At 71.1% G+C, this 25,425-nt stretch carries 24 protein-coding genes; 17 read left to right on the top strand and 7 right to left on the bottom strand.

What is annotated here, in order from left to right; all coding sequences use genetic code 11:
• The first annotated feature begins 99 nt into the window (after window positions 1-99).
• From lepB (ABD419_RS11420) to ABD419_RS11365, 13 genes are all read left to right on the top strand, one after another.
• Window positions 100-1,029 carry a signal peptidase I gene (gene lepB, locus ABD419_RS11420; RefSeq protein WP_344486142.1) on the top strand — a complete coding sequence of 310 codons (930 nt, stop codon included), beginning with the start codon at window positions 100-102 and terminating at the stop codon, window positions 1,027-1,029.
• Window positions 1,026-1,724: a signal peptidase I gene (gene lepB, locus ABD419_RS11415; protein ID WP_425556008.1), complete on the top strand. Its 699-nt coding sequence runs from the start codon at window positions 1,026-1,028 to the stop codon at window positions 1,722-1,724. The genes lepB (ABD419_RS11420) and lepB (ABD419_RS11415) overlap by 4 nt, the downstream gene beginning before the upstream one ends.
• Window positions 1,725-1,750: 26 nt before the next feature.
• Entirely contained in the window at window positions 1,751-2,377 is a 627-nt protein-coding gene (locus ABD419_RS11410) for a ribonuclease HII (RefSeq protein WP_344486106.1), read from the top strand.
• Between the two features lie 111 nt (window positions 2,378-2,488).
• Window positions 2,489-2,791 (top strand): DUF2469 domain-containing protein, encoded by a 303-nt coding sequence (locus ABD419_RS11405; protein WP_091053602.1) that lies wholly within the window; start codon window positions 2,489-2,491, stop codon window positions 2,789-2,791.
• 57 nt (window positions 2,792-2,848) lie between these two features.
• Window positions 2,849-4,327, top strand: a complete 1,479-nt coding sequence (locus ABD419_RS11400) for a sensor histidine kinase (RefSeq protein WP_344486102.1) — start codon at window positions 2,849-2,851, stop codon at window positions 4,325-4,327.
• A 128-nt stretch (window positions 4,328-4,455) separates the two neighbouring features.
• Complete coding sequence (locus ABD419_RS11395; RefSeq protein WP_344486099.1) at window positions 4,456-5,862, top strand: choice-of-anchor A family protein; 1,407 nt, start codon at window positions 4,456-4,458, stop codon at window positions 5,860-5,862.
• Window positions 5,863-5,928: 66 nt separating this feature from the next.
• Window positions 5,929-7,431, top strand: a complete 1,503-nt coding sequence (locus ABD419_RS11390) for a PucR family transcriptional regulator (protein WP_344486096.1) — start codon at window positions 5,929-5,931, stop codon at window positions 7,429-7,431.
• 160 nt (window positions 7,432-7,591) lie between these two features.
• Window positions 7,592-8,884 (top strand): MFS transporter, encoded by a 1,293-nt coding sequence (locus ABD419_RS11385; RefSeq protein WP_344486093.1) that lies wholly within the window; start codon window positions 7,592-7,594, stop codon window positions 8,882-8,884.
• 126 nt (window positions 8,885-9,010) lie between these two features.
• Entirely contained in the window at window positions 9,011-9,112 is a 102-nt protein-coding gene (locus tag ABD419_RS24965) for a putative leader peptide (RefSeq protein ID WP_408612230.1), read from the top strand.
• Between the two features lie 50 nt (window positions 9,113-9,162).
• Complete coding sequence (locus ABD419_RS11380) at window positions 9,163-10,836, top strand: nitrite/sulfite reductase (RefSeq protein WP_344486090.1); 1,674 nt, start codon at window positions 9,163-9,165, stop codon at window positions 10,834-10,836.
• Window positions 10,833-11,057 (top strand): hypothetical protein, encoded by a 225-nt coding sequence (locus ABD419_RS11375; RefSeq protein WP_344486087.1) that lies wholly within the window; start codon window positions 10,833-10,835, stop codon window positions 11,055-11,057. Before ABD419_RS11380 ends, ABD419_RS11375 begins: the two co-directional genes overlap by 4 nt.
• A 6-nt stretch (window positions 11,058-11,063) precedes the next feature.
• Entirely contained in the window at window positions 11,064-11,774 is a 711-nt protein-coding gene (locus tag ABD419_RS11370) for a phosphoadenylyl-sulfate reductase (protein ID WP_344486084.1), read from the top strand.
• The gene (locus ABD419_RS11365; RefSeq protein WP_344486081.1) at window positions 11,767-12,504 is read left to right on the top strand and encodes a sirohydrochlorin chelatase; all 738 of its coding nucleotides are present in this window, start codon (window positions 11,767-11,769) and stop codon (window positions 12,502-12,504) included. Before ABD419_RS11370 ends, ABD419_RS11365 begins: the two co-directional genes overlap by 8 nt.
• Window positions 12,505-12,540: 36 nt before the next feature.
• Here ABD419_RS11365 and ABD419_RS11360 read toward each other — a convergent pair whose 3' ends face one another.
• The gene (locus ABD419_RS11360) at window positions 12,541-12,984 is read right to left on the bottom strand and encodes a hypothetical protein (protein WP_344486077.1); all 444 of its coding nucleotides are present in this window, start codon (window positions 12,982-12,984) and stop codon (window positions 12,541-12,543) included.
• Window positions 12,985-13,016: 32 nt separating this feature from the next.
• Between ABD419_RS11360 and ABD419_RS11355 the strand changes: the two genes are divergently transcribed.
• Together ABD419_RS11355 and ABD419_RS11350 are read left to right on the top strand one after the other, a co-directional pair.
• Window positions 13,017-13,973 (top strand): diacylglycerol/lipid kinase family protein, encoded by a 957-nt coding sequence (locus tag ABD419_RS11355; protein WP_344486074.1) that lies wholly within the window; start codon window positions 13,017-13,019, stop codon window positions 13,971-13,973.
• Between the two features lie 837 nt (window positions 13,974-14,810).
• Window positions 14,811-15,074: a WhiB family transcriptional regulator gene (locus tag ABD419_RS11350; protein WP_344486071.1), complete on the top strand. Its 264-nt coding sequence runs from the start codon at window positions 14,811-14,813 to the stop codon at window positions 15,072-15,074.
• A gap of 174 nt (window positions 15,075-15,248) precedes the next feature.
• Here the strand turns inward: ABD419_RS11350 and ABD419_RS11345 are convergent, their stop codons facing one another.
• Both ABD419_RS11345 and sodN read right to left on the bottom strand, forming a co-directional pair.
• The gene (locus ABD419_RS11345) at window positions 15,249-15,695 is read right to left on the bottom strand and encodes an ATP-binding protein (RefSeq protein WP_344486068.1); all 447 of its coding nucleotides are present in this window, start codon (window positions 15,693-15,695) and stop codon (window positions 15,249-15,251) included.
• A 188-nt stretch (window positions 15,696-15,883) separates the two neighbouring features.
• Window positions 15,884-16,294, bottom strand: a complete 411-nt coding sequence (sodN, locus tag ABD419_RS11340; protein ID WP_344486065.1) for a superoxide dismutase, Ni — start codon at window positions 16,292-16,294, stop codon at window positions 15,884-15,886.
• 158 nt (window positions 16,295-16,452) lie between these two features.
• On the opposite strand from sodN, the gene ABD419_RS11335 reads away from it, so the two are divergent.
• Together ABD419_RS11335 and ABD419_RS11330 are read left to right on the top strand one after the other, a co-directional pair.
• Window positions 16,453-17,421, top strand: a complete 969-nt coding sequence (locus tag ABD419_RS11335) for a zinc-binding dehydrogenase (protein WP_344486062.1) — start codon at window positions 16,453-16,455, stop codon at window positions 17,419-17,421.
• Window positions 17,422-17,599: 178 nt separating this feature from the next.
• On the top strand, window positions 17,600-18,088 hold the full coding sequence (locus ABD419_RS11330) for a hypothetical protein (protein ID WP_344486059.1): 489 nt from the start codon (window positions 17,600-17,602) through the stop codon (window positions 18,086-18,088).
• A gap of 114 nt (window positions 18,089-18,202) precedes the next feature.
• Here the strand turns inward: ABD419_RS11330 and ABD419_RS11325 are convergent, their stop codons facing one another.
• The 4 genes from ABD419_RS11325 to ABD419_RS11310 all read right to left on the bottom strand — a co-directional run bounded on the left by ABD419_RS11325 (window position 18,203) and on the right by ABD419_RS11310 (window position 25,326).
• Entirely contained in the window at window positions 18,203-19,093 is an 891-nt protein-coding gene (locus tag ABD419_RS11325; protein ID WP_344486056.1) for a carbohydrate ABC transporter permease, read from the bottom strand.
• A 1-nt stretch (window position 19,094) separates the two neighbouring features.
• Window positions 19,095-20,036, bottom strand: a complete 942-nt coding sequence (locus tag ABD419_RS11320; protein ID WP_344486053.1) for a carbohydrate ABC transporter permease — start codon at window positions 20,034-20,036, stop codon at window positions 19,095-19,097.
• Between the two features lie 23 nt (window positions 20,037-20,059).
• Entirely contained in the window at window positions 20,060-21,382 is a 1,323-nt protein-coding gene (locus ABD419_RS11315; RefSeq protein ID WP_344486050.1) for an extracellular solute-binding protein, read from the bottom strand.
• Between the two features lie 254 nt (window positions 21,383-21,636).
• Entirely contained in the window at window positions 21,637-25,326 is a 3,690-nt protein-coding gene (locus ABD419_RS11310; RefSeq protein ID WP_344486047.1) for a multifunctional oxoglutarate decarboxylase/oxoglutarate dehydrogenase thiamine pyrophosphate-binding subunit/dihydrolipoyllysine-residue succinyltransferase subunit, read from the bottom strand.
• Between the last annotated feature and the right edge of the window lie 99 nt (window positions 25,327-25,425).

Here is a 25,425-nt window from a genome sequence, read left to right as displayed (position 1 = left end):
CTACCGGCGCGGCCGCCGCGCCGCCCCGAGGGCCCGACCGCCGCGCGCGACCGCGTCACGCCCGACCGGGCGTCCGGCGCCCGCGACCGGGTCTCCGGAGTGCACGACCGCGTCGCGGGCCGCGCCCCGACCGCGCCCGGCGACACCCCCGACGACGCGCCCCGGAAGGAGGCGGAGAGCCGCCTCTCGCAGCCGCACAAGCGCCAGTACCTGTCGCTGTGGATCGAGCTGCCGCTGCTGCTGGTCGTCGCGTTCTCGGCCGCGGTCCTGCTGCGCACGTTCGCGGTGCAGCCCTTCTACATCCCGTCGGGCTCGATGGAGCAGACCCTCCAGGAGGGGGACAAGGTCCTCGTCCTCAAGCTCACCACGACCCTGCGCACGCCGCAGCGCGGCGAGGTCGTGGTGTTCCGCGGCACCGACTCCTGGGACCCCGAGTACCGGCCCGCGGGCGGCTCCGACTCGGTCCTGTCCGACCTGACGACCGGCGTCCTCGACCTCATCGGCCTCGCCGAGCCCGACGAGAAGGACTTCATCAAGCGGGTGATCGCGGTCGGCGGCGACACCGTGATGTGCTGCGACGCCGACGGGAACGTCGTGGTCAACGGCGTGTCCCTCCACGAGGGCGAGTACGTCTACGACGACGCGCCGCTCGAGCCCGAGCCCGGCACCTGCCATTCGCGCCGGTTCGACCAGGTGCTGGTCCCCGAGGGCGAGGTGTGGGTGATGGGGGACCACCGGGGCAACTCGAAGGACTCGCGCTGCCAGGGCCCGGTCCCGGTCGAGAACATCATCGGCCGCGCCATCGCGCTGGTGTGGCCGACCGAGCGGGCCACCGAACTGGTGATCCCGTCCTCGTTCGACGTGCTCGACGGGACCACCGGCCCCGAAGGCGCGCAGGCGGCCTCGGGCACCGCCGGCGACGGCCTGCCCGCGTCGTGGGGCACCGCCTGGGACGCACCGCCTTCGTTGCCCGCCACCGCGACCACCGCCCCTGCCACCGGAGCGCGAGCGCGTAGACTCGCACCGTGATCGAAGAAGGGCAGGCGCCCGGCGCCGACGGCGAGGGCGCCGAGGAGACCTCCGACAACCAGCAGCCCAAGAAGAAGGGGTCGTTCTGGAAGGAACTGCCCATCCTCCTGGGCGTCGCGATCCTGGTGGCGATCGTGGTGCGGACCTGGGTCGTCCAGACCTACTACATCCCCTCCGGCTCGATGGAGAACACCCTCCAGATCAACGACCGGGTGCTCGTCAACAAGCTCGTCTACGACTTCTCCGACCCCGAGCGCGGCGAGATCATCGTCTTCACCGCGCCCGAGTCGTGGCGGTCGGTCATGGAGGAGGACGAGTTCATCAAGCGGGTCATCGCGGTCGGCGGCGACCACGTCGTCTGCTGCGACGACCAGGGGCGCATCACCGTCAACGGGGTGGCCCTGGACGAGGACTCGTACCTGTTCACCAACCCGCTCACCGGCGAGCAGGACAAGCCCTCGCAGGACCCGTTCGACGTGGTCGTGCCGGAGGGCCGCCTGTGGGTCATGGGCGACCACCGCTCGGCCTCGGGCGACTCGCGCGAGCGGTTCATCCGCACCGGCGGGAACGTCGACGCCTCCACGATCGAGGTCGACGCCGTGATCGGCAAGGCGTTCGTCCTGTTCTGGCCCTTCAGCGACTTCACCTGGTTCTCGATCCCCGAGACCTTCGGCGACGTGCCGGAGCCCTCCTGACCGTGCTCCGCCCCACCCCTTCCCGCATGCGGCGCGACGGCGACCTGTACGCGCTGGAGGCGGCGCTCGTCCGGCGGGGCCTCGGCCCGGTCGCCGGCGCCGACGAGGCGGGCCGCGGCGCGTGCGCCGGGCCGCTCGTGGTCGCGGCGGTGATCCTGCCGCCGAGCGCGCGGCTCGCGGAGCTGAACGACTCGAAGCTGCTCACCGAGGCCGCGCGCGAGCGCGTCTTCGAGCGGCTGCACCGGTCCCGGGCCCTGATCTCGGTCGTGAGCTACGGGCCGCGCGAGATCGACCGGCGCGGGATCGCGGTGTGCAACCTCGAGGGCATGCGGGTGGCCGTCGCGCGCCTGCCCGAGCGGCCCGGCTACGCGCTCACCGACGGGTTCCCGGTCCCGGGCCTGCCCGGGAGCCTCGGGGTCGTCAAGGGCGACCGCACGGCCGCGTGCGTGGCCGCCGCGGGCGTCGTCGCCAAGGTGACCCGGGACCGCATCATGGCCGAGCTCGGCGGACGCCACCCCGAATACGGATTCGGCGTCCACAAGGGATACGGCACGGCCGCTCACGAGGCGGCGCTGCGCCGCTGGGGGCCGTGCGAGCAGCACCGGCTCTCGTACGCCAACGTGGCCGCGAGCGCCGTACCCGCAGCCGCGTGAACCGGGCGTGCCGGGGCCTCCCGGGGTGAATCCGGGGCCCGTGGGGCAAGCCGCGTCCGCGGCGGGGCATGCGCGCACTATCGTGGAACAGTCGCATGAGAAGGAGGAGCGTTGAGCGCCGAGGACCTCGAGAAGTACGAGACCGACATGGAGCTGCAGCTGTACCGGGAGTACCGGGACATCGTGCGGCAGTTCACCTACGTCGTCGAGACGGAGCGGCGGTTCTACCTGGCGAACGCGGTGGAGGTCCACGTGCGCGGCGCCGAGGCCGAGACCTACTTCGAGGTCGAGATGAGCGACGCGTGGGTCTGGGACATGTACCGGCCCGCCCGCTTCGTCAAGCACGTCCGCGTCCTCACGTTCAAGGACGTGAACGTCGAAGAGCTCGACAAGCCCGACATGACCCTCCCCTAGCGCCGGTCCCGCCCGAGCACGGGGTGGTCCGCCCGACCCGCCGGTACCATTGGCCCGGTGTCCACACTCCGTGATGTGATCAGCGCGCACACCGACCTCACGTCGAACTCCGCGGCCCACCTCCAGCGCCTCGTCGCCGAATGGCAGCTCCTCGCCGACCTCTCCTTCGCCGACTTCCTGCTCTGGGGCGCCGTCAAGGACCACCCCGGGCGGTACGTGTGCCTCGCCCAGGTGCGGCCCACGACCGGCCCGACCGCCTACGAGGAGGACCAGGTCGGCCGCATCCTCGAAGGCGAGGACGCGAAGCACCTGAGCGTCGCCTACACGGAGGGCCGGATCTTCCGCGAGGGCGACCCGGTCTGGCGCGGCGACGTCGCCGCCCGCCACGAGGCCATCCCGGTGCGCCGCCGCGACCGCAGCCAGGTCATCGCCGTCGCCGCCCGCGACACCAACCTCTCGGACACGCGCAGCCCCTCCCACCTGGAGCTGAACTATCTCAAGACCGCCGACTACCTGGTGCAGATGCTCACCGACGGCGGCTTCCCGCCCCCGCTCCTGCCCGGCGAGCCGACGACCGCGCCGCGCATCGGCGACGGCCTGGTGCGCATCGGCGCCGACGGCCTCGTCCGGTACGCCTCCCCGAACGCGCTCTCGGCGTACCGCCGCATGGGCGTCACCGGCCACCTGCGCGACCGCGACCTGGCCGAGCTCACCCGCAGCCTCCCGTCGACGCCCGAGATCGGCGCCGACGCGGCCCGCCGCATCGCCGACGCCCTCGCCGGGGGCACGCCGCGCCGCAAGGAGATCGAGGCCAAGGGCGCCACCGTGCTCATGCGCGCGCTCCCCCTGCGCCCCGGAGGGAAGGCCGCCGGCGCGCTCGTCCTCGTCCGCGACATCACCGAGGTCCGCCGCCTCGACCGCGAGCTGGTCACCAAGGACGCCACGATCCGCGAGATCCACCACCGCGTCAAGAACAACCTCCAGACCGTGGCCGCGCTGCTGCGCCTCCAGGCCCGCCGCGTCGGCTCCCCGCAGGCCCGGCTCTCCCTGGAGGAGTCGGTGCGCCGCGTCGCCTCGATCGCGCTCGTCCACGAGACGCTCTCGCAGTCCTCCGACGAGTCCGTCGGCTTCGACCAGATCGTCGACCGCGTCGCCTCCATGGCCGTGGAGGTCTCCGTCGCCGAGTCGAAGGTGACGCTGCGCCGCGAGGGCACCTTCGGGGTCCTCCCCTCGGAGTACGCGACCCCGCTGGTCATGGTCGTCAACGAGCTCATCCAGAACGCCGTCGAGCACGCCTACCCGCCCGGCCAGGAGGGCGAGGTCGTCATCGGCGTCGAGCGCGACGGCGACCACTTCCGCGTCACCGTCTCCGACCACGGCAAGGGCCTCCCCGAGGGGTTCCGCATCGCCGACTCGACCCGCCTCGGGCTCCAGATCGTCCACACCCTCGTCACCGGCGAGCTCCGCGGCACCATCGACATGCGCCCCCGCGCCGAAGGCGGCACGGAGGCCGTCGTCGACTTCGCCCTCCAGTGACGGCGCGCCGCCCGGCCCGGACGCCGCGGCACGTCCGAACAGGAGGATCGCGAGCCGTTCTCCACCGAATCGGCCCGCGAACCTGCTAGAACAGTTCCAGTAGCGACTACTGTGGACTGGAGGCGGCCATGCCCGCGACCCGAACCGCCGGCCTGCGGGCCGCGGTGGCGACCGCCGCCGTCGCCGTCGCGACCGCCGCCTACGCCCTCTGGCTCCCTGGAGCCGCCGCCGCGCCGCTTCCCGGCGAGATCGGCCCCTGCGCCGGGCCCGACTGCCCCGACGAGTACCCCGACGACAACAACAACGACGACGTCATCGGCTTCGACGACTCCGTCAACGTCTTCGTCGGCGGGGACTTCGACGTCACCGGCACCGCCGCCGAGTCCGAGGGCCGCAACGTCGTCCTCGGATCCTTCGCCCAGAACAAGACCGGCGGCGGCGCCGTCTACAACGTCGGCATCGCCGGCGTCGGCTCCCGCGTGCCCCCGCCCGACGGCTCCGACTACCTCGTCACCGGCGGCGACCTCACGATCGCCGCGGGCCAGCGCCTCCTCGCCGAGGAGGGCGCCCACTCCGGCGTCGTGCGCGTCGGCGGCACCGCCACCGGCGAGGTCGACCCCGACGCCGTCCTCGACGCCACCGCGATCGACGAGTACACCCTCCTCCGCGACGACCTCTCCGCCGCCAGCCACTGCTACGCCTACCCCGAGGACGGCGTGCGCCGGGCCACCACCGGGACCGTCCAGAACCTCGGCTACGAGACGCTGTTCACCGGGGACGGCTCCTCCGCGCTCCAGGTCTTCGCCGTCGACGCCGACCTCGTCTCCGGCACCGGCGGCCAGCAGGCGCTCCGCTTCACCGGCATCCCCGCCGGCGCCACCGTCCTCGTCAACCTCTACGGGGACGCCCGCACCCTGAACATCAACTCCGGTCCGGCCACCGAGCTGCGGCAGCGCCTGCTGTGGAACTTCCCCGACGCCGCCGAGGTCAACCTGCGCGGCACCACCCAGTTCCAGGGCTCGGTCCTGGCGGGGGAGCAGTCGAGCACCACCGAGGTCACCATGTCGGGCACCAACGGCCGCATGCTCCTCACCGGGAACCTCGTCCACGGCTCCAGCTCCCAGGCCGGCTCCGGCCAGGAGATCCACGCCTACCCGTTCGACGGCGACCTGCCCGAGTGCGACGACACCGACCCCACGAGCGTGCCGATCAACAGCACCGGCCCCGACCCGGAGCCGCCCACGACGGACGAACCCACCACGGACCAGCCCACGACGGACGAACCGACGACGGACGGACCCACGACCGACCGGCCCACCACCGACGGACCCACCTCGGACGAGCCCACCAGCACCGGACCGAGCGAATCCGCCACCACGAGCGAACCCGCCGCACCCGCCTCCGGCGGTGGCGACACCGGCGGGCTCACCCGCACCGGCGAGCGCCTCGCCCTGCCGCTCGGCATCGGCGCCGCCCTCGCCGCAGCCGGGGCCATCGCCGCCTTCGCCGCCAGCCGCCGGGCCGCCGAGGAGTGACCCGACCGGCCGCCGGAACGCGAGGGGCGCTCCGGCGGCCGTCCGGCCTGCAATAACATCGGACGCATGTCCGGACCAACTCTGCTCGACGCCGTGCTCGCCGCCTTCGGCGACACGGTCGTGCGCGCCGTCCGCCTCCCCGCCGGCGCCGCCCCCGCCGTCACCGGCGTGGCCCTCCTCGAACCCGGCGACCGGGCCGAGCCCGGCCAGCTCGTCCTCGCCGTCGGCGCCCGCGGCGAGCAGGCCCTCGCCATGGCCGCCGACGCCGCCCGCGCCGGCGCGGCCGCGCTCGTCGTGAAGGGCCCCGCCGACGACGCCGAGCCCCCGCTCCCGGTGGTCCACATCGACGACGGCGTGCGCTGGGACCAGGTCGAGATGCTCGCCCGCACCGCCGTCGAGGGCTCCTGGAGCGACGACGCCTCCGTGACGGGCCTGCCCGCGCTCGCCGAGACCGTGGCCACCCTCATCGGCGGCCTCGTCACCATCGAGGACGCCGCCCACCAGGTCGTCGCCTACTCCCACACCGGCGACGACGCCGACTGGGTCCGCCGCGAGACGATCATGGGCCGCCGCTGCCCGATCCCCTACCGCGACCACCTGCGCGAACAGGGCGTCTTCCGGCGGCTGTGGCCCCCGGACGAGGTCATCGCGATCCCCGCGCACCCCGCGATCGGCGCGAACGAGCGCCTCGCCGTCGGCATCCAGGCCGGGAACCGCCCGCTCGGCTCGATCTGGGTGCAGCACACCGGCACGCCGTTCGGCCCCGACGCCGCCGAGGTGCTCCGCGGCGCGAGCCGCCTCGCCGCGCTCCGCATGGCCTCCCCGGGCGGCCAGTCCACGATGGCCGTCCCGCCGGACTTCGCGTACGGGCTCCTCACCGGCCGCGTCGACTCCGCGCTCCTCGCCCGCCAGCTCGGCCTCGACGCCGAGACCGCGATGACCGTCGCCGCCGTCGACCTCAACGACCCCGAGGCCGACTCGGCCGCGCGCGAGCTCCACCTGGCCCAGGCGCTCGACGTGGCCGCCGTCTACGCCGCCGCGTACCGCCACGACGTGTACCTCACGCAGGCGTGCGGCCTCGTCTACCTCATGGTCCCCGGCGACGGGGACGGCGTCGAGGACTGGCTCGGCGGCCTCGTCGCGGCCCTGCGGCACAACCTCGGCAGCCCCGCGCAGGCGGCGCTGGCCGACCCGGTCCCGAAGGTCGCTGAGATCCCCGCGGCGAAGGAGCAGGCCTACCAGGTGCTCCTCGCGGTCGCCGGGTCCGGCGTGCCGGTCGTCCCGGTCGCGGCGGTCCGCTCGAAGCTGCTGCTGCGCCAGGCGCTCGACGCGGTCGCGGCCGTGCCCGGGCTCCGCGGCGCGGCCGACGCGCTCAGCCCCGAGCTGGCGAAGTCCCTGCGGGCCCACCTCGACGCGTTCGGCGACGTCGGCGCCGCCGCGGCCGCGCTCCACGTCCACCCGAACACGCTCCGGTACCGCCTGCGCCGCATCAAGGAGGTCTCCGGGATCGACCTCGACGACCCCGACCAGCGGCTCCTGGCGATGCTCCAGCTGCGCCTGGCCGACTGACGCGTTGTCGCGGCGGACAAGCCCGCCCGCCGCGATTTTGCCGTTTCGACAAGCCCTTCCGAGCGACCGCGCTCATAGGCTCGCCCTACTCCCGGCCCGGGACGGGCGGCGCCCCGTCCCGACCGCGAGCGACACGCCCGCCCCCGTCGACAGGACGACCATGAGCAGTACCACGACCACCCCGCCCAAGGACATGCGCAGGATCGCGACCGCCAGCTTCATCGGCACCGCGATCGAGTTCTACGACTACTACATCTACGGCACGGCCGCCGCGCTCGTGCTCAACGAGCTGTTCTTCCCGACCCTCTCCCCGCTGGCCGGGACGCTCGCGGCCCTGAGCACCTTCGCCGTCGGGTTCGTCGCGCGCCCCCTCGGCGCGATCCTCTTCGGCCACTTCGGCGACCGCATCGGCCGCAAGGCCACCCTGGTCGTGTCGCTGCTGCTCATGGGCCTGTCCACGGCCTTCATCGGCCTGCTGCCGACGTACGACTCGATCGGCGTCGCCGCGCCGATCATCCTCGTGCTCCTGCGCGTGTGCCAGGGCATCGGCCTCGGCGGCGAGTGGGGCGGCGCGGCCCTGCTGTCGACCGAGCACGCCCCGGCCGACAAGCGCGGCCTGTACGCCGCCGCCCCGCAGATGGGCTCGCCCGTCGGGTACTTCGTCGCGACCTGCGTGTTCTGGGCCCTCTCGGCCTGGCTCCCCGAAGCGGCGTTCACCGGCTGGGGCTGGCGCGTGCCGTTCCTGATCTCGTTCGCGCTCGTCGCCGTCGGCCTCGTCATCCGCCTCAAGGTCGCCGAGACCCCCGCGTTCGCCAGCGCGATGGACAAGTCGGAGGCCAACCGGGTCCCGCTGCTCACCGTCATCACCCGCCACCCCAAGGAGCTGCTGCTCGGCGCCGGATCGGTCCTCGTCGTCTACATCATGTTCTACACCGCGGCCACGTACTGCCTGACGTACACGACGACCACCCTCGGCATCCCGCGCAACACCATGCTCGGCCTGACGCTCATCGCCGTCGTCGTCCTCGGCGTCAGCACCTTCCTGGTCGCGCGGCTCTCCGACCGGGTCGGGCGCAAGCGGCTCATCATCGCCGGCGCGGTGTTCGGCATCGTGTGGAGCTTCGCCCTGTTCCCGCTCCTTGAGACGAAGAACCTGGTGCTCATCGCGATCGCGCTCTCGGGCGCGCTGCTGGCGATGGGCATCATCTACGGGCCCGTGGGGGCGTTCCTGCCCGAGCTGTTCCCGACGAAGGTCCGCTACTCCGGCGCCGGCCTCGCCTACAACATCGGCGGCCTGCTCGGCGGCGGCATCACCCCGCTCCTCGTCGCCCAGATCGCCTCGACCTCCGGGACCACCGGCGTCGGCTGGCTCCTCGGCGGCATCGCCGTGGTGAACCTCCTGTGCATCCTCGCGCTGCCCGAGACGCGGCACCGCGACATGCAGACGACGTAACGTCCGTCCCGCCTACCGGTACGGCCGGACCCCGCGACCGCGGGGTCCGGCCGTACGCGTGTCACCTTCATGTGACATGCCGTCCAGGGAGCGGGACGATCGGTGCGCGCATCCGGAACGTGTGTCATGCTTGCTGGCATGTCTCGCGCACACGGGCTCCGACTGGTGGCACGCCGCCACGTCGACCTCTGCCGTGTGTACAGCGCCATGTGTCTCATGTGCGCTTAATTCGCCTCCGGCTTTCCGCCGTCGAATTCCACGCCACACCTGTGTCCGCGATGAGGAGTACCGTGCCAACGCCAACGCGCAAACCGTCCCGCCCCAAAGGCCAAGGCCAGTGGGCCATGGGCCACCGGGAGCCGCTCAACAAGAACGAGCAGTCCAAGAAGGACGACAACCCGCTCAACGTGCGGCAGCGCATCGAGAACATCTACGCGCACGGCGGCTTCGACTCGATCGACCCGGCTGACCTCCGCGGACGTTTCCGCTGGTGGGGCCTGTACACGCAGCGCAAGCCCGGCATCGCCGGCGGCAAGACCGGCATCCTCGACGAGGAGGAGCTGGACGACAAGTACTTCATGATGCGCGTGCGCATGGACGGCGGCCAGCTCAACCTCGCGCAGCTGCGCACGGTCGCGGGCATCTCCAAGGAGTTCGGGCGCGACACCGCCGACGTCACCGACCGCGAGAACGTCCAGTACCACTGGATCCGCGTCGAGGACGTCCCCGAGATCTGGCGCCGCCTCGAGGCGGTCGGCCTCGACACGCAGGAGGCCTGCGGCGACTGCCCGCGCGTCATCCTCGGCTCCCCGGTCGCCGGCGTCGCCGTGGACGAGGTCATCGACGCGACCCCGCAGATCCAGGAGATCTACGACCGGTTCATCGGCGACCGCAGCCTCTCGAACCTGCCCCGCAAGTTCAAGTCGACCATCGGCTGGCTCCCCGACAGCCCGTACGAGACCAACGACATCTCCCTCATCGGCGCGCACCACCCCGAGCTCGGCCCCGGCTTCGACCTGTACGTCGGCGGCGGCCTCTCCACCAACCCGATGTTCGCCCAGCGCCTCGGCGTGTGGGTCGCCCAGGACGACATCGTCGACGTGTGGGTCAACGTCGTGCGCATCTTCCGCGACTGGGGCTACCGGCGGCTGCGCACCCGCGCCCGCCTGAAGTTCCTCGTCAAGGACTGGGGCGCCGAGAAGTTCCGCGAGGTCCTGGAGTCCGACGCCTACCTGGGCCGCAAGCTCCCCGACCTGGCCCAGCCCCCGGTCCCCGAGAAGCTCCTCGACCACATCGGCGTCCACAAGCAGAGCGACGGCAACTACTTCATCGGCGTCGCACCCGTCGCCGGCCGCGTCTCGGGCACCGTGCTCGACCAGCTCGCCGACATCGCCGAGAAGTACGGCTCCGACCGCGTCCGCGCCACGCCCCTCCAGAAGCTCCTGCTCCTGGACATCCCCGGCGACAAGGTCGACGACGCCGTCGAGGACCTGCGCGCGATCGGCCTGGAGGCGCACCCGTCCCCGTGGCGCCGCGCCACCATGGCCTGCACCGGCATCCAGTTCTGCAAGCTCGCCATCGTCGACACCAAGGACCGCGCCCGCGACCTCGTCGCCGAGCTCGAGAAGCGCGTCCCCGAACTGGACACCCCCGTCTCGATCCACGTCAACGGCTGCCCGAACGCCTGCGCGCGCACCCAGACCGCCGACATCGGCCTCAAGGGCCAGCTCGTGGTCAAGGACGGCGCCCAGGTCGAGGGCTTCCAGGTCCACCTCGGCGGCGGCCACGCCGCCGCGGCGAGCCTGGGCCGCAAGTCCCGCGGCCTCAAGGTCGCCTCGGAGGACCTCGGCGACTACGTCGAGCGCGTCACCCGCCGCTACCTCGGCGGCCGCACCGAGGGCGAGACCTTCGCCCAGTGGGTCCACCGCGCCGAGGAGGCCGAGCTCCAGTGAGCGGCCGCGTCGTCCCCTACCACTGCCCGTACTGCGGGGAGGAAGACCTTCGACCCTTCGTGCCCGAATCCGACAGCGACGTCGAGATCAAGGGCGGATGGCACTGCGCGGACTGCACCCGCGTCTTCGCCGTCACATACCACGGGATGGCGGCGGCGCAGGTCATCGCGCCGCCGGCCCCCACCGGCACCCAGCCGGAGCGAACACCCCGATCGGAGTGAAGCAGCATGAGCAGCAACGGGATAGGAAGAGACCCATTCGAACTCCGTGACCTCGCCATGGCGGCGGGGAAGCGCCTCGAGGACGCCACGGCCCACCGGATCATCGAATGGGCGGTCGGCGAGTTCGGCGAGCGCTTCTGCGTGACCTCCTCCATGGCCGACGCCGCCGTGGTCCACCTCGCCAGCGAGGTCGCCCCCGGCATCGACGTCGTCTTCCTCGACACGGGCCTCCACTTCCCGGAGACCCTGGAGGTCCGCGACTTCGTCGCCTCGACCATGAACGTCAACGTGCGCTCGATCCAGCCCGACCAGAGCGTCCTCTCCCAGGACGCGGAGTTCGGCCCCCGCCTGTTCAACCGCGCCCCCGACGAGTGCTGCTCGCTCCGCAAGGTCCTGCCGCTCAACGCCGCCCTCGCCGACTACGACGGCTGGGCCACCGGCCTGCGCCGCGACGAGGGCCCGACCCGCGCGAACACGAAGGTCGTCGACTTCGACCTCTCGCGCCGCAAGGTCAAGGTCTCCCCGATCGCCAAGTGGACGGAGGCCGACCAGGAGGCGTACATCGAGCGGTACAACATCCCGGTGAACCCGCTGCTCAAGGACGGATTCCGTTCCATCGGCTGCTGGCCGTGCACCCGCCGGACCGCGCCGGGCGAGGACCCGCGCGCGGGCCGCTGGGCCGCGTTCGACAAGACCGAGTGCGGACTGCATGTCTGACCGGCCGGCGCCCGAGACCGCCGCGGCCCCGGCCGCGGCGGGGACGGCGCCTTCGGGACCGCCGCGGCCGATCGTCCTGGTCGCCCACGGCAGCCCCGACCCGCGCTCCCCGGAGGCCGTCCGCGCGATAGCGCGGGCGGCCGGAGCGGACGCGGGCTTCCTGGAGTTCAACGAGCCCCACCCGGTCGAGGTCCTGCGCGGCATCGCCGACACCGGCGTGAGCGCCGCCGTGGCCCTCCCGCTCCTGCTGACCGACGCCTACCACACCCGCACCGACCTGCCCGAGGTCGCGAAGCGCGCCGAGGAGGCCCGTCCGGGCCTCGCGGTCGCCGTCGCCAGGCCGGTGGGGGACCTGTCCCTCGCGCGGGCCCTCGTGCGGGACCTGCCCTACGGGATCGACGGCCTGGTGGTCTGCGCCGCCGGCACCCGCGTCGACGAGGGCCGCGCCCACGTCGCCGCCGTCGCCGAGGAAGCGGGCCGCCTGCTCGGCGTCCCGGCCGGCCCCGGCTTCGCCTCGGGCCCCGGCCCGAAGGCCGGCGACACCGTCGAGCGCCTGAAAGCCGAAGGCGCGCAGCGCATCGCGGCCGTCTGCTACTTCATAGCCCCGGGCATCCTGTGCGACGCGGCCCTCGAATCCGCCCGCGCCGCCGGCATCGTCCATGCGGGTGAACCGCTCGGCGCCGCACCCGAACTCCTCGACGTCATCGCGCAGCGCGCGGCCGAGGCCTGACCCGGTCGGGGGCATCCCCGACGGCGGCTCCCGGGGTCACTCCCCGAACGGCCGGCGTTCGCCGAACCCGACGGCGCGGCGGCTCGGGCCGCACAGCACCAGCGCCAGCATCACCGCCGCGAGCGCCCACGCCGCGACCCCGACGACCGGGTGCGCCGCCTCCCGCAGGTAGTACCCCACGGGCAGCCACAGGAGCGACTGGAAGACCGCCTGCGCGACGATGTCGCGGCGCTGCAGCAGCCGGCGGCCGATGAACCAGTAGTAGAGCGCCGCCAGCCACGCCAGCAGGGCGATCCCGGCCGCGCCGCCCGCGGTGTCGACGTCCCCGGTGAGGATCTGCACCAGGGCCCACGCCCCCGCGGCCACGAGTCCCGTTGCGAGGAGCCAGAACACGCCCGCGGCAGCGGTCAGGGTCCACGGACGTGCGCCGTCACCGCGACTTTCGGTGACCGCGCCCATGTCGGCGTCGGTTTCGTTCACCCCTCAACCGTATCCCGGGCTACTCTGCGCCTATGCGCGACCTGAAAGCAGCGCCACAGCGCGGCCTGCTCATCGTGAACCCGAAGGCCTCCACCGGCTCGCGCCGGCGCACGCGCTGGGTCGTCAAGAAGCTCGACCGCGTGCTCGACCTGACCGTCGAGAAGACCGGCGACCGCGGGCACGGCGAGGAGCTGGCCCGCCGCGGCGCCGACGCGGGGTACGACGTGGTCTTGAGCCTCGGCGGCGACGGCACCGTCAACGAGGTCGTCAACGGCCTGGTCGCGGACGGCCGCCCCGCCGACGAGGCGCCCCTGTTCGCGCCGATCCCCGCCGGGTCCACGAACGTGTTCGCGCGGGCCCTGGGGCTGCCGTGGGACCGCCGCCGCGCCTCCATGGCGATCGTCGCGGCGCTGACCGACTCGCCGCGCACCCGCACCGTCAGTCTCGGACGCGCGCAAGGCGACGGCGTCGACCGCCTCTTCACGTTCTGCGCCGGACTCGGATGGGACGCGTCGATCATCAAGAAGGTCGAGTCGTACCGCAAGAAGCGCAATCTCGGCGCGCACTACGCACGCGCCGTCATGGCGGAACTCAATGAGCATGGCGTGGAAGGGGATTCGATCGAAGTTTCCCTATCGACCGGCGAAGAGGTCCTCTCGACAGGGATGGTCGTCGTGCAGAACTGCGCACCGTGGACCTATCTCGGCGCCCTTCCGGTGAATCTCAACGCGCGGGCGTCCTTTAATGCTGGACTTGATGTCCTGATTCTGCGTAAACTGGGGCTGTCGGACGCCGCGCGGACCGCCGCTTCACTGCTGGTGGGCCGCGATGGACCCGACGGCAAGCACGCGGTGACGCATCACGATCTCTCCAGGATCCGACTGCGCGCGTCGCTTCCGCAGGCCTTCCAGCTCGACGGGGACTATCTGGGAGAGCGCACCGAACTCGAACTCAGCTCGGTGCCGAAGGCGCTGCGGGTGGCCTGCTAACAACTTGGGAAAACCTCTAGGTGGGTGTTGACAAGTCGCCCGTGAGCAGGCAAGGTTGATTTCGCCATCCCTACCGGGACGGCGCGAGACTTACAACCGAATATCGTCTTTTCGGTGCGTTATAGACCGGGCGTCGTGGGTACTTCTGCCCTGGCGGACTTCTCGTAAGGTGTGTCTGCCAACCTTGAGTACCAGTGTGTCAAACCGGTTCGACTCGCTGTCACCGACCCCCTCCTTTACGAAGCCCGCAAGCCGGACAACGGTTTTCGGGCCGCGCGGAGGGATCGTGTGGCGGGTATCGCACGAGGGCCCGCGGTAGGGGTCCCGGCGGTGCCGAGGATTGCGTTCCCCGAGTCTTCTTCGAGGTAGCACGGTGAGTTCACTCACTTCGTGCTGAATTCCGGAGTCGAACCCTTGACAAATCACGACCTTGTGAAAGTATTCACAAGGGCCCGGGTCACGGTGCGGACTAGTCGCAGATCCGCTCGCGGAGCTGTACGTTTGCAGTCGCCATTCGGGCGGCCGACGCCGTAGGCGGGTGTGTGCCTCCCCGGCCCAGTGCGTTCAGCAACGGAGCTGGCGCTGCGCGAGGGCACTCCACGCTCGCGGTGACAACGATTCCCTTTGCAGGGAGACGAGAACCGCCCTGAGTGCCCGCCTGCGCCATCCGTGGGGTGCGCCGCCGCGACCACAGCGGCGGAACACGGATCGGCGCGCCAGCGGAGCGCGGCCTGAACGCCCGGCGCGAGGACCCCAGCGGTCCGCGACGCCCGAAACCTTAAGAACTCATAACACCGTGAAAGCAAGATGCTTGATGCTTAGCAAGGAGATGTTTTGATGGATTGGCGCCACGAGGCCATCTGCCGCGACGAGGACCCCGAGCTGTTCTTCCCGATCGGGGACACCGGTCCGGCACTGGTACAGATCGAGCAGGCCAAGAACGTCTGCCGGCGCTGCCCCGTGACCGAGGAGTGCCTGCGGTGGGCGCTCGAGAGCGGTCAGGACGCGGGCGTGTGGGGTGGCATGAGCGAGATCGAGCGCCGCGAGCTGAAGCGCCGCTCCGGTGCGATGCGCACGCTCGCCGCCCAGGTCGTCGGCTAGGACCACGCAATCCCTTGATCACCCATCCCTCGAATTTGTGACGACAGAAGCTTGGAAGGCCCGGTGGCGACGCCGGGCCTTCAAGCTTGTCCGGACCGGGCGCACCGCAGGCGCAGCCGCCGGGCAGGGCCTTCTGACCCGATGATGCCCGAGGGGTCCGACAGCGGGCCCCGGCTAGTGGATCCGGTGCCGCTCGGTGTCGGCGTCGGCCTCCGTCGCGGGGCGGCGCTGGCGGATGCGGATCGTCGTGAGCGCGCCCTCGACCTCGGACTCGACCTCGTCGGTGAGCGCCTTGAGGACCTGCCACTGGTAGGACCCGGCGTCGGGGAGGGGCTCGCCCTTGGGGCGGCTCAGCACGATCTGGAGGGCCTCCTCGCCCACTTCCAGGCGGCAGTGCAGGGGCTCGTCGCCGCTCTTGCGGCGGAACGGCCGCGGGCGGCCGGGCTCGGGCGGGATCAGGAGCGCGACCGCGGCGTTCACCGCCGCGCGCAGGTCCTCGATCTCGTCGAGGGAGAACCCGAGGCGGGTCGCCACCGCCGCCGTGGCGGTCGGCAGGACCGACAGGTAGTCGCCCGACGAGGGCACGTCGAGCAGCAGCACGTCGTCGCGCTCATCGCTCACCGGCATAACCGCTTCCCGTAGCCCTGCGGGGGAGCCCAAGCGAGGACCCCTCTCGCTGCAAAGGATAATCCGACCCCGGCCCGGGCGCTGACCACCCCGGCCGAATTCCCACCCGCGGGGACGCCCCGGTACGGAAGAGCGCCCGGTCCCGCGGCTCGGGACAGGGCGCTCCGCACGATTCGGGGCCGCTAGGCCTTCTTGGTCTCCCAGAAGATCGTCGCGATCTCGTCGATCTTGGCGAGGAGCTCCTCGGCGACCTTCGGGTCGGCGGAGCCCTTGGCGCCCGACGCGCCCGCGAGCTTCGTGGCCTCGTTGACGAGGGTGTGGAGCTGCGGGTACTTCTCGAAGTGCGGCGGCTTGAAGTAGTCGGTCCAGAGCACCCACAGGTGCTCCTTGACCAGGTTCGAGCGCTGCTCCTTGATGATCAGGGCGCGAGTGCGGAACTCCGGGTCCTCGTTGGCCTGGTACTTCTCGCAGATGGCCTTGACCGACTCCGCTTCGATGCGCGCCTGCGCCGGGTCGTAAACCCCGCACGGCAGGTCGCAGTGAGCGGAAGCCGTGATCTGCGGCAGCAGCCGCGTGAACAGAGGCTTGATCATGTGCCCCTCCAGCTTCCTAAAGTGGGTTGTGATTCCATCGCCGACCCTACCTCTCCGGTGGCCCCGAGTGGCCCGGCCCCTACAGTTGGGAGGCCGACGACGCTCCTCACGGAACCGCATGTCGGCCAGTGAAACACCCGAGACGGAGGTCAGTCCCGATGCTCGCCGCATACGCCCGCAACGTGAACCCCGAGGACCCGTTCGACGCCCTCTCGGTGGGTGAGATCGAGCCGCCGCCCGTCCCGGAGGACTGGGTCCGCGTCTCGCTCGTCGCCGCCTCGGTCAACCACCACGACCTCTGGTCGCTCGCCGGGGTCGGCCTCCGCGCCGAGCAGACCCCGATGATCCTCGGGACCGACGCCGTCGGCCGCACCGACGAGGGCGACGAAGTCGTCGTCTACCCCGTCATCGCCGACCCCTCGCTCGACGACGAGACGCTCGACCCGAAGCGCACGCTCCTGTCCGAGCTCCACCCCGGCACCCTCGCCGAGTCCGTCGCCGTCCCGGCGCGCAACCTCGTGCCCGCGCCGAAGGGCTGGAGCGCCGCCGAGGCCGCGTGCCTGCCCACCGCCTACCTCACCGCCTGGCGGATGCTCACCAGCCGCGGCCGCCTCGGCGCCGCCGGCGACAGCGCCGTGCTCGTCCAGGGGGCCGGCGGCGGGGTCGCCACCGCCGCGATCGTGCTCGCCCGGGCCCTCGGGGCCCGCGTGTACGCCACCTCCCGCACGCCTGAGCGCCGCGAGCGGGCCGCCGAGCTCGGCGCCGTCCCCGTCGAGGCCGGCGGGCGCCTGCCCGAGCGCGTCGACGTCGTCGTCGACTCCGTGGGCGCGCCGGTCATGGCCCACTCCATCAAGTCCCTCAAACCCGGCGGGCGCCTCGTCAACTGCGGCGTCACCGGCGGGCCGATCGCCGAGGTCGACCTGCGGCACGTCTTCTTCAAGCAGCTGGAGCTCGTCGGATCGACCATGGGCACCCTCGCCGAGCTGCGCGAACTCCTGCTCTTCTGCGCCGAGAGCGGCCTGCGGCCCGTCGTCGACTCCGTCCACGCCCTCGCCGACGCCGAGCAGGCCCTGCGCCGCCTGGCCTCGGGCGACGCCTTCGGGAAGGTCGTCGTCACCGCGTCCTAGCGCCCCGCGACAGCGTCGTAAGTACGACAGTGGGGCCGGTTTCTGGCGGGTTCGCCCTCCGGCCGGCCCCGCCTGCCCTCACCCTGTAATGGATGTCACTCACGGGCCGCTCCACGGCCCCGGCATCGAACGCCGAGCGCCTTGACCAGACGGGCGCCGAGGGCAGGGGGAAGCGGCCATGTCGGTACTGGGACGGGTCAGGGGCGGCGTCAAGTCCGCCGCGGGGAGCACGTGGACGGTGACCAAGAAGCTCCTGGTCAGGATCGCGATCGCGGCGGCCATCATGGTCGTGGCCATCGCCCTGGCGAGGAACGGGGAGAGCGCCGCCTCCGAGGCGGCGGGCGTCTCGGGCACCGAGGCCCGCCCGATAGCGGCGCAGCACGCGATCCTCTCGGAGGGCTGGACCCACGAGCAGGACCTGTCGTGCACGTACGCCGTCAAGGCCACGTTCGGGGTCTCGGTGTTCACCGAGACCGACATGGGGGCGCGGCGGCTGCTGCGCCTGCACAACAAGACCGAGGTGCACGGGGCCTGCGAGGCCGTCCAGGGCGGCAGGACGATCGGCTGCGCGGGGCTCCGCTGGGAGACCGAGTGGATCCGCGTCCAGTCCGGCGACACCGTCGGCTACGCGCCCGCCTCGTGCCTCGTCAAGGAGGGGGTGCTATGACGGCAGCGAACCCGACGGCAGTGCCGGAACGAGCGGCCCCGGTCTGAGAGGGCCGCTGCAGAGAAGACGTACGGGCGGGACGCGGCGACAGCCGCGTCCCGCCCCATGTCGCGACTACTTCAGGCCGACGCCTGCGACGCCCTTGACGATCTGCTTCTGGAAGATCAGGAACACGATGAGCAGCGGCAGCGCGCCGAGGACGGCCGAGGCCATGTTCTGCGCGTACAGCAGGCCGTAGCCGCCCGCGACCACGCCCAGGCCCACCGGGAGGGTCATGATCGACGGGTCGTTGGCGACCAGCAGCGGCCACAGGAAGTTGTTCCACGCCCCGATGAACGTGAAGATCCCGACGGCGGCGAGGATCGGCCCCGACAGCGGCAGGATGACGCTCCACAGGACCCGCAGGTGGCCGGCGCCGTCGATCCGCGCGGCCTCCTCGTAGTCGCGCGGGATCGCGTCGAAGAACCGCTTCAGGATGAAGATCATCACCGGCGCCACGACCTGCGGGAGCGCCAGGCCCCAGTAGGTGTCGACCATCCGCAGGGCGCTGACGACGTCGAACAGCGGGATGATGAGCGCCTGCGAGGGCACCATGATCCCGGCGAGGACCACGCCGTAGACGATCTTCTTGCCGGGGAAGTCCAGGCGCGAGAACCCGTAGGCGGCCAGGACGCACAGCGCCAGCGTCAGCACGGTGACGATCGTGGAGACCACGGTCGAGTTGATCATCCACGTGACGTGGTCGCCGCGCTCGAACAGCGTCCGGTAGCCCTCCAGCGACCACTCCTGCGGCAGCCAGTGGATCGGCTGGCCGAGGCTGGCCTCGGTCTCGGGCTTGAACGACGTGGACAGCGCCCACAGCAGCGGCACCAGCCACAGCAGCGCCAGCACGAAGGCGGCGAAGTAGACCAGGGCGGAGCCGGGGGTGACGCGGATGCGCGACCGGCGCTTGACGGCGCGGGGCGCGCGCTCGGAGGCCTCGGGCCTCGTTTGCACGGCGGTCATGTCAGTCCTCCCTCCTCGACAGCAGACGGAACTGGATCAGGGCGATGACGATGATGCAGGCGAACAGGATGTACGACAGCGCCGAGGCGTAGCCGATCCGGAAGCCCACGAAGCCGGAGTTGTAGATGTACTGGATGAAGACGTTCTCGGTGGCGAGGTTCGAGGCCCCGCCCGCCATCAGGTAGTACTGGTCGAAGATCCGCAGCGACGCGATGAGCTGGAGGACGATCACCAGCGCGGTCGTGCGCTTGAGCAGCGGCAGCGTGATCGACCAGAGCTTCTGGAGCGAGTTCGCGCCGTCGATGTCGGCGGCCTCGTACACCTCCGCCGGGATGGTCTGGAGGGCGGCGAGGTACAGCAGGAAGTTGAACCCGAGCGTCCACCACACCGTGGTGACGACGACCGAGCCCATGGCGTCCTGCTGGAACGCCCACAGGTGGTCCCCGCCGAGGCCCCACTCCCCGAGGTAGTGGTTGAAGAGGCCGCCCGCGGGCTGGTACATCCACAGCCAGACCATGGTGACCACGGAGACGGGGATGACGAACGGCGCGAAGAACGACAGCCGCAGGAACCAGCCGAGGCGGCGGGCGCGGTGCGCGAGCAGCGCGAACGCGAGGCCGAGAACGACCAGCGGCGGGGTCGACAGGATCGTGAACCAGGCGGTGTTCCACAGCGAGTCCATCGCGGCGGGGTCGCCGAAGGCCTCGATCCAGTTCTCCAGGCCGATCCACTCGACGGGGCGGCCGGTGAGGCTCTTGTCGGTGAAGGAGTAGTACAGGCCGAGGAGCATCGGCCAGATCATGAAGACGGCGTAGACGGCGACGAACGGCAGGACGAACCACAGCCCGAGCCAGGAGCGACGCTTCGGCGCCCGCGCGGGCGCTGGGGACGGCGGCCGGTCCGCCGTGGACGCCGCTTCGGGCGTCGCGGTGTCAGTAGACATCAGAGAGGTCCCTTTGCATCGTTTCAGTCGATCGGGTTGGGCAGTTCGACCATGGTCTGGGCGACGTCCTTGATGGCCGCCAGCGCGGTCTCGGGGTCGTTGGCGCCGGAGTACACCCCGGCGAAGACCCGGCCGACCTCGTCGGGCAGGCGGGCGGCGGAGCCGGCGAACCACACGTCGGGGTCGAACTGGACGTTGTCGACCACGCCGGAGTACTCGGCGTTCGGCTCGAGGTCCTGGTACTCGGGGCTGTCGGTGACGGGCAGGTAGGCGGGGGTGTGGCCCGCGCCGGCGCCCCACTGGAAGCTGTTCTGGAGCATGAACGCGACGTAGTCGACCGTCGCCTTCCTGACGTCGGCGTTCCAGCTGTTGTGGCGGGGGAGGACGAACGCGTGGCAGTCGCCCTGCGTGCGGCGGTTGCCGAAGAAGTCCGGCATCTCGGTCATGGAGAAGTCGAGGCCCTGGGCCTCGTTGAAGGCGCGGAAGCGGGTGATCTCCCAGTTGCCGACCTGGACGAGGCCGCCGGCGCCGTTCTCGAAGTTCGCGGCGGTCGCGCCGCCGTCGGAGATGCGCGGGCACAGGCCTTCGTCGGCCATGCGCCACATGGTGTCGATGGCGTTGAGGGCCTTGTCGTCGTCGAGTTCGAAGCCGTCCTCGTGGAAGATCCACTCGCCGTCCTGCTGGCGGTACCAGGCCCAGAACTGGCGCCATCCGGCGTTGGTGTCGAGGGAGGTGCCGTACTCGCCGGTCACGTCCTTGACGGCGCGCAGGAGGTCGAAGTACTCCTCGACGCCGTGGGTCTCCAGGAGCGTGCCGTCGGGGTTGAGGACGCCGGCCTGCTCGCAGATCGTGCGGTTGTAGTAGTTGACGAGGGCGTGCGTGTCCAGGGGGACGGCGTACAGCCGGTCGTCGGAGAAGCACCGGTCCCAGATGTCGGGGGTGAAGTCCTCGGGGTCGAGCCCGGCGTCGACGAGCTCGTCGATCTCGATCGCGTCGAGGAGGGTCGAGGGGGAGAGGCTCTGGAGGCGCGAGAGGTGGATGGTGGCGACGTCGGCGGCGTTGCCGCCGGAGGCGCCCATGACGAGCTTGGTGTAGAAGGGGGTGCCCCACGCGAAGGTGGTGGCCTTGAGGTCGACCCCGGTCTCCTCCATGAACTGCTCGTGCATGGTTGTCATGATCGCGCCGTCGGAGCCGGCGAGAAGGTTCCACTGCTTGACGGTGGTGCCGCCGCCGATGCCGCCGGTGATCGAGCCGCAGCCGGCGAGTCCGAGTCCGGCGGCGGCGGCCGTCCCGGTGAGGAGCGCCCGCCTGGAGAGCGCTCCAGGTGGCGAGGGAGGGTTCCGCATCTATGCATCACTCCAATGTGAGCTTTGTCGGGGCGGCCGGTGGAAGGGTGAGCCGTTCTGACATTGTTATCGCTATCACAGGGGGAGTCAAGAGGACCGGGGCATAGATATCGGTACCACTGTGCAGATTGCGAACAGAGGTGCTGGTGGTGCGCTCCCGCCACTTCGGTTCTCGTGGGTTCTCGTGGGTTCGCCGCGAGGGGACGCCGAAGGGGGAGGGGCCCGCGGCCCCTCCCCCTTACGGTCTCGTTCGCTTACTGCGGCTGCGGGACCGCCACGTCGATGAGCGCCTGCTGCTCGACCTCGTGGACCTTCGGCGAGCCGGTGGACGGCGCGGCGGCGGCCGGGCGGGAGATCCGGCGCAGGTGGACCCCGCCGAGCTGCTCCAGCAGGTTGAGCGCGATGAACGACCAGGCGCCCTGGTTCGCCGGCTCCTCCTGGACCCAGGCGGTCTCGACGGCGTTCGGGAACGCGCCGAGGGCGGCCTTGAGCTCCTCGGCCGGCAGCGGGTACAGCTGCTCGACGCGGAGGATCGCGGTGTCGGTGACGCCGCGGGCGGTCCGGGCGGCGGCCAGGTCGTAGTAGACCTTGCCGGAGCACAGGAGGACGCGCTTGACGTTTTCGGGGCGGATCTCGCCGGACGCGAGCGCCGGGTCGTGCAGGACCGGCTGGAACCGGCCGCTGGTGAACTCGTCCAGGTGGCTGACAGCGGCCTTGTGGCGCAGGAGCGACTTCGGCGTGAAGACCACGAGGGGCTTCTTGACCGGGTCGAGGCCCTGGCGGCGCAGCAGGTGGAAGTAGTTCGCCGGGCTCGTGGAGTTGACCACGCGCATGTTCTCGTCGGCGCACAGCTGGAGGAAGCGCTCGATGCGCCCGGACGTGTGGTCCGGGCCGGCGCCCTCGTGGCCGTGCGGCAGCAGCAGGGTCACGCCGGAGTGCTGGCCCCACTTGGCCTCGCCCGAGGAGATGAACTCGTCGATGATCGTCTGGGCGCCGTCGACGAAGTCGCCGAACTGGGCCTCCCACGCGACGAGCATGTCGGGGTTCTCCACCGAATAGCCGTACTCGAAGCCGAGCGCGGCGTACTCGCTGAGCAGCGAGTCGTAGATGAAGAACTTCGCGGTGTGCTCGCCCAGGTGCCCCAGCGGCGTGTACTCGTCGCCGGTGGCCTGGTCGATGGCGACCGCGTGGCGCTGCACGAAGGTGCCGCGGCGCGAGTCCTGGCCGGCGAGGCGGACGGCCTTGCCCTGCATGAGGAGCGAGCCGAACGCGAGGATCTCGCCGAACGCCCAGTCGACGTGGCCGGAGGTCGACATCTCGCTGCGCTTCTCGAGGACCTTGCGGATCGCCTTGTGCGGGACGAAGCCCTCGGGGAGCGTGGTGTGGGCCTTGCCGATCATCGCGATCGTCTCGGCGTCGACGGAGGTGTCGATGTCGGCGACCGGCTCGGGCTGGTGGCGCCACGGCAGCGGGCCGGTCTGCCCGGCCAGGGCCTCCTTGGTCTCGCGGAAGACCCGTTCGAGCTGGGCCTGGTAGTCCGCGAGCGCCTCCTCGGCGTCCTCCATGGTGATGTCGCCGCGGCCGATGAGCGCGCGGGTGTACAGCTTGCGCACGGACTGCTTGCCGTCGATGACCTGGTACATCTGCGGGTTGGTCATCTTCGGGTCGTCGCCCTCGTTGTGGCCGCGGCGCCGGTAGCAGACCATGTCGATGACGACGTCCTTGCGGAACTGCTGGCGGAACGCGAACGCGAGCTTGGCGACCTCGGCCACGGCCTCGGGGTCGTCCCCGTTGACGTGGAAGATCGGCGCCTGGATCATGCGGGCGACGTCGGTGCAGTACAGCGACGAGCGCGAGTGCGTCGGCGCGGTCGTGAAGCCGACCTGGTTGTTGACGACGACGTGCACGGTGCCGCCGGTGCGGTAGCCGCGCAGCTGCGACAGGTTCAGGGTCTCGGCGACCACGCCCTGGCCGGCGAACGCGGCGTCGCCGTGGATGGCGACCGGCATGACGGTGAAGCCGTCCTCGCCGAGGTTGAGGCGGTCCTGCTTCGCGCGGACCACGCCCTCCAGGACCGGGTTGACGGCCTCCAGGTGGGACGGGTTGGCGCACAGGGAGACCGTGGTCTCGCCCTTGCCGTCGGGGGAGGTGAACTTCCCGGTCATGCCCAGGTGGTACTTGACGTCGCCGGAGCCGCCGATGCTCTTGGGGTCGATGTGCCCCTCGAACTCGGTGAAGATCTTGGAGAGCTTCTTGCCGATGATGTTGGCGAGGACGTTCAGGCGCCCGCGGTGGGGCATGCCGATGACGACCTCGTCGAGCTCGGCGCCCGCGGCCTCGTTGAGGATGCGGTCGAGCAGCGGGATGAGCGACTCGCCGCCTTCGAGGCTGAAGCGCTTCTGGCCCACGAACTTCGTCTGCAGGAACGTCTCGAACGCCTCGGCGGCGTTCAGGCGCCCGAGGATGTGCTTCTGCTCCTCTACCTTCGGCTTCTCGAAGGGGACCTCGATGCGCCGCTGGAGCCAGGCGCGCTCCTCCGGGTCCTGGATGTGCATGTACTCCACGCCCATGCGGCGGCAGTACGAGTCGCGCAGGACGCCGAGGATGTCGCGGAGCTTCATGCGCTGCTGGCCCGCGAAGCCGCCGACGGGGAACGTCCGGTCGAGGTCCCACAGGGTGAGGCCGTGCGACAGGATGTCGAGGTCGGGGTGGCGGCGGATCTCGTAGTGCAGCGGGTTCGTGTCGGCCATGAGGTGGCCGCGGACCCGGTACGCGTGGATGAGCTCGATGACGCGGGCGTTCTTGTCGATCTGGCCCTCGTGGGTCTTCGACACGTCGCGGACCCAGCGGACCGGTTCGTAGGGGATGAGCAGCGAGCGGAAGACCTCGTCGAAGAAGCCGTCGCCCAGCAGCAGCTTGTGCAGCGTCGCCAGGAACTGGCCGGACTCGGCGCCCTGGATGATCCGGTGGTCGTAGGTCGAGGTGACCGTCATGATCCGGGAGACGCCCAGGTCGGAGAGGGTCTCGTCGGAGGCCCCGGCGAACTCGGCGGGCACCTCCATGGCGCCGACGCCGACGATGAGGCCCTGGCCCTTCATCAGGCGCGGGACGGAGTGGACGGTGCCGATGCCGCCCGGGTTCGTCAGCGTGAGCGTCGCCCCGGCGTGGTCCTCCATGGTCAGCTTGCCGTTGCGGGCCTTGCGGACCAGGTCCTCGTAGGCCTGCCAGAACTCGCGGAAGTCCATGGTCTCGGTGTGCTTGATGGACGGCACGACGAGCGTGCGGGTGCCGTCGGGCTTGGCCAGGTCGATCGCGAGCCCGAGGTTGACGTGCTCGGGCGTGACCAGCTGCGGCTTGCCGTCGACGACCTTGTAGGACGCGTTCATGCCCGGGTGGGCCTTGACCGCCTGCACCAGCGCGTAGCCGATGAGGTGCGTGAAGGAGACCTTCCCGCCCTGGCCGCGCTTCAGGTGGTTGTTGATGACGATCCGGTTGTCGAACAGGAGCTTCGCGGGGACCGCGCGGACCGAGGTGGCCGTCGGGATCTCCAGGGACGCGTCCATGTTCTGGGCTACCTTGGCCGCGACGCCTTTGAGCGGCTTGGTACCGAAATCGTTCACTGCTGGGGTCGCCTTCTCGGTCGAAGCTTCGGGTGCCACGGCAGCGGGCGCGGGCTCGGCCCGCACGGGGGCGGGCGCGGCCGCGACCGGCTCGGGGACCGGCGCGGGCTTCGGAGCGGGGGCCGGCTCGGCCTCCGCCTTCGGCGCGGCCTTCGCCTCGTGCTCGTCGACGAGCGGCGTGTTGGTCGGATCCCCGCCGAAGAACTCGCGCCACCCGGCGCTCACACTGTCGGGGTTTTCGCGGTATCGCTCGTACATCTCGTTGACCAGCCACTCATTGGCACCGAAATCGGTCAACGGATTGCCCGGAGTCGCACTCGACACGGCTGAATCGCCTCTTCTTTGACGCTGCGTGGACGGGGACGGCAGTCCCCGGACTCAAGGGTAACCGGGGGGAGGAGAAAGTGTAGTACCGGTAACGAC

Source organism: Glycomyces endophyticus (assembly GCF_039531525.1).
GTDB lineage: Bacteria > Actinomycetota > Actinomycetes > Mycobacteriales > Micromonosporaceae > Glycomyces > Glycomyces endophyticus.
This window is presented reverse-complemented; position numbering and strand designations above follow the sequence as displayed.

Bases quoted from the DNA above. Each gene is read 5' to 3' on its own strand.
- ABD419_RS11395 (WP_344486099.1), top strand. From the start codon at position 4,456: ATGCCCGCGACCCGAACCGCCGGCCTGCGGGCCGCGGTGGCGACCGCC.
- ABD419_RS11385 (WP_344486093.1), top strand. From the start codon at position 7,592: ATGAGCAGTACCACGACCACCCCGCCCAAGGACATGCGCAGGATCGCG.
- ABD419_RS11320 (WP_344486053.1), bottom strand. From the start codon at position 20,036: ATGTCTACTGACACCGCGACGCCCGAAGCGGCGTCCACGGCGGACCGG.
- ABD419_RS11330 (WP_344486059.1), top strand. From the start codon at position 17,600: ATGTCGGTACTGGGACGGGTCAGGGGCGGCGTCAAGTCCGCCGCGGGG.
- ABD419_RS11410 (WP_344486106.1), top strand. From the start codon at position 1,751: ATGCGGCGCGACGGCGACCTGTACGCGCTGGAGGCGGCGCTCGTCCGG.
- ABD419_RS11325 (WP_344486056.1), bottom strand. From the start codon at position 19,093: ATGACCGCCGTGCAAACGAGGCCCGAGGCCTCCGAGCGCGCGCCCCGC.
- ABD419_RS11390 (WP_344486096.1), top strand. From the start codon at position 5,929: ATGTCCGGACCAACTCTGCTCGACGCCGTGCTCGCCGCCTTCGGCGAC.
- ABD419_RS11350 (WP_344486071.1), top strand. From the start codon at position 14,811: ATGGATTGGCGCCACGAGGCCATCTGCCGCGACGAGGACCCCGAGCTG.
- ABD419_RS11370 (WP_344486084.1), top strand. From the start codon at position 11,064: ATGAGCAGCAACGGGATAGGAAGAGACCCATTCGAACTCCGTGACCTC.
- ABD419_RS11315 (WP_344486050.1), bottom strand. From the start codon at position 21,382: ATGCGGAACCCTCCCTCGCCACCTGGAGCGCTCTCCAGGCGGGCGCTC.
- ABD419_RS11335 (WP_344486062.1), top strand. From the start codon at position 16,453: ATGCTCGCCGCATACGCCCGCAACGTGAACCCCGAGGACCCGTTCGAC.
- ABD419_RS11380 (WP_344486090.1), top strand. From the start codon at position 9,163: ATGAGGAGTACCGTGCCAACGCCAACGCGCAAACCGTCCCGCCCCAAA.
- ABD419_RS11355 (WP_344486074.1), top strand. From the start codon at position 13,017: ATGCGCGACCTGAAAGCAGCGCCACAGCGCGGCCTGCTCATCGTGAAC.
- ABD419_RS24965 (WP_408612230.1), top strand. From the start codon at position 9,011: ATGCTTGCTGGCATGTCTCGCGCACACGGGCTCCGACTGGTGGCACGC.
- sodN (WP_344486065.1), bottom strand. From the start codon at position 16,294: ATGATCAAGCCTCTGTTCACGCGGCTGCTGCCGCAGATCACGGCTTCC.
- ABD419_RS11365 (WP_344486081.1), top strand. From the start codon at position 11,767: ATGTCTGACCGGCCGGCGCCCGAGACCGCCGCGGCCCCGGCCGCGGCG.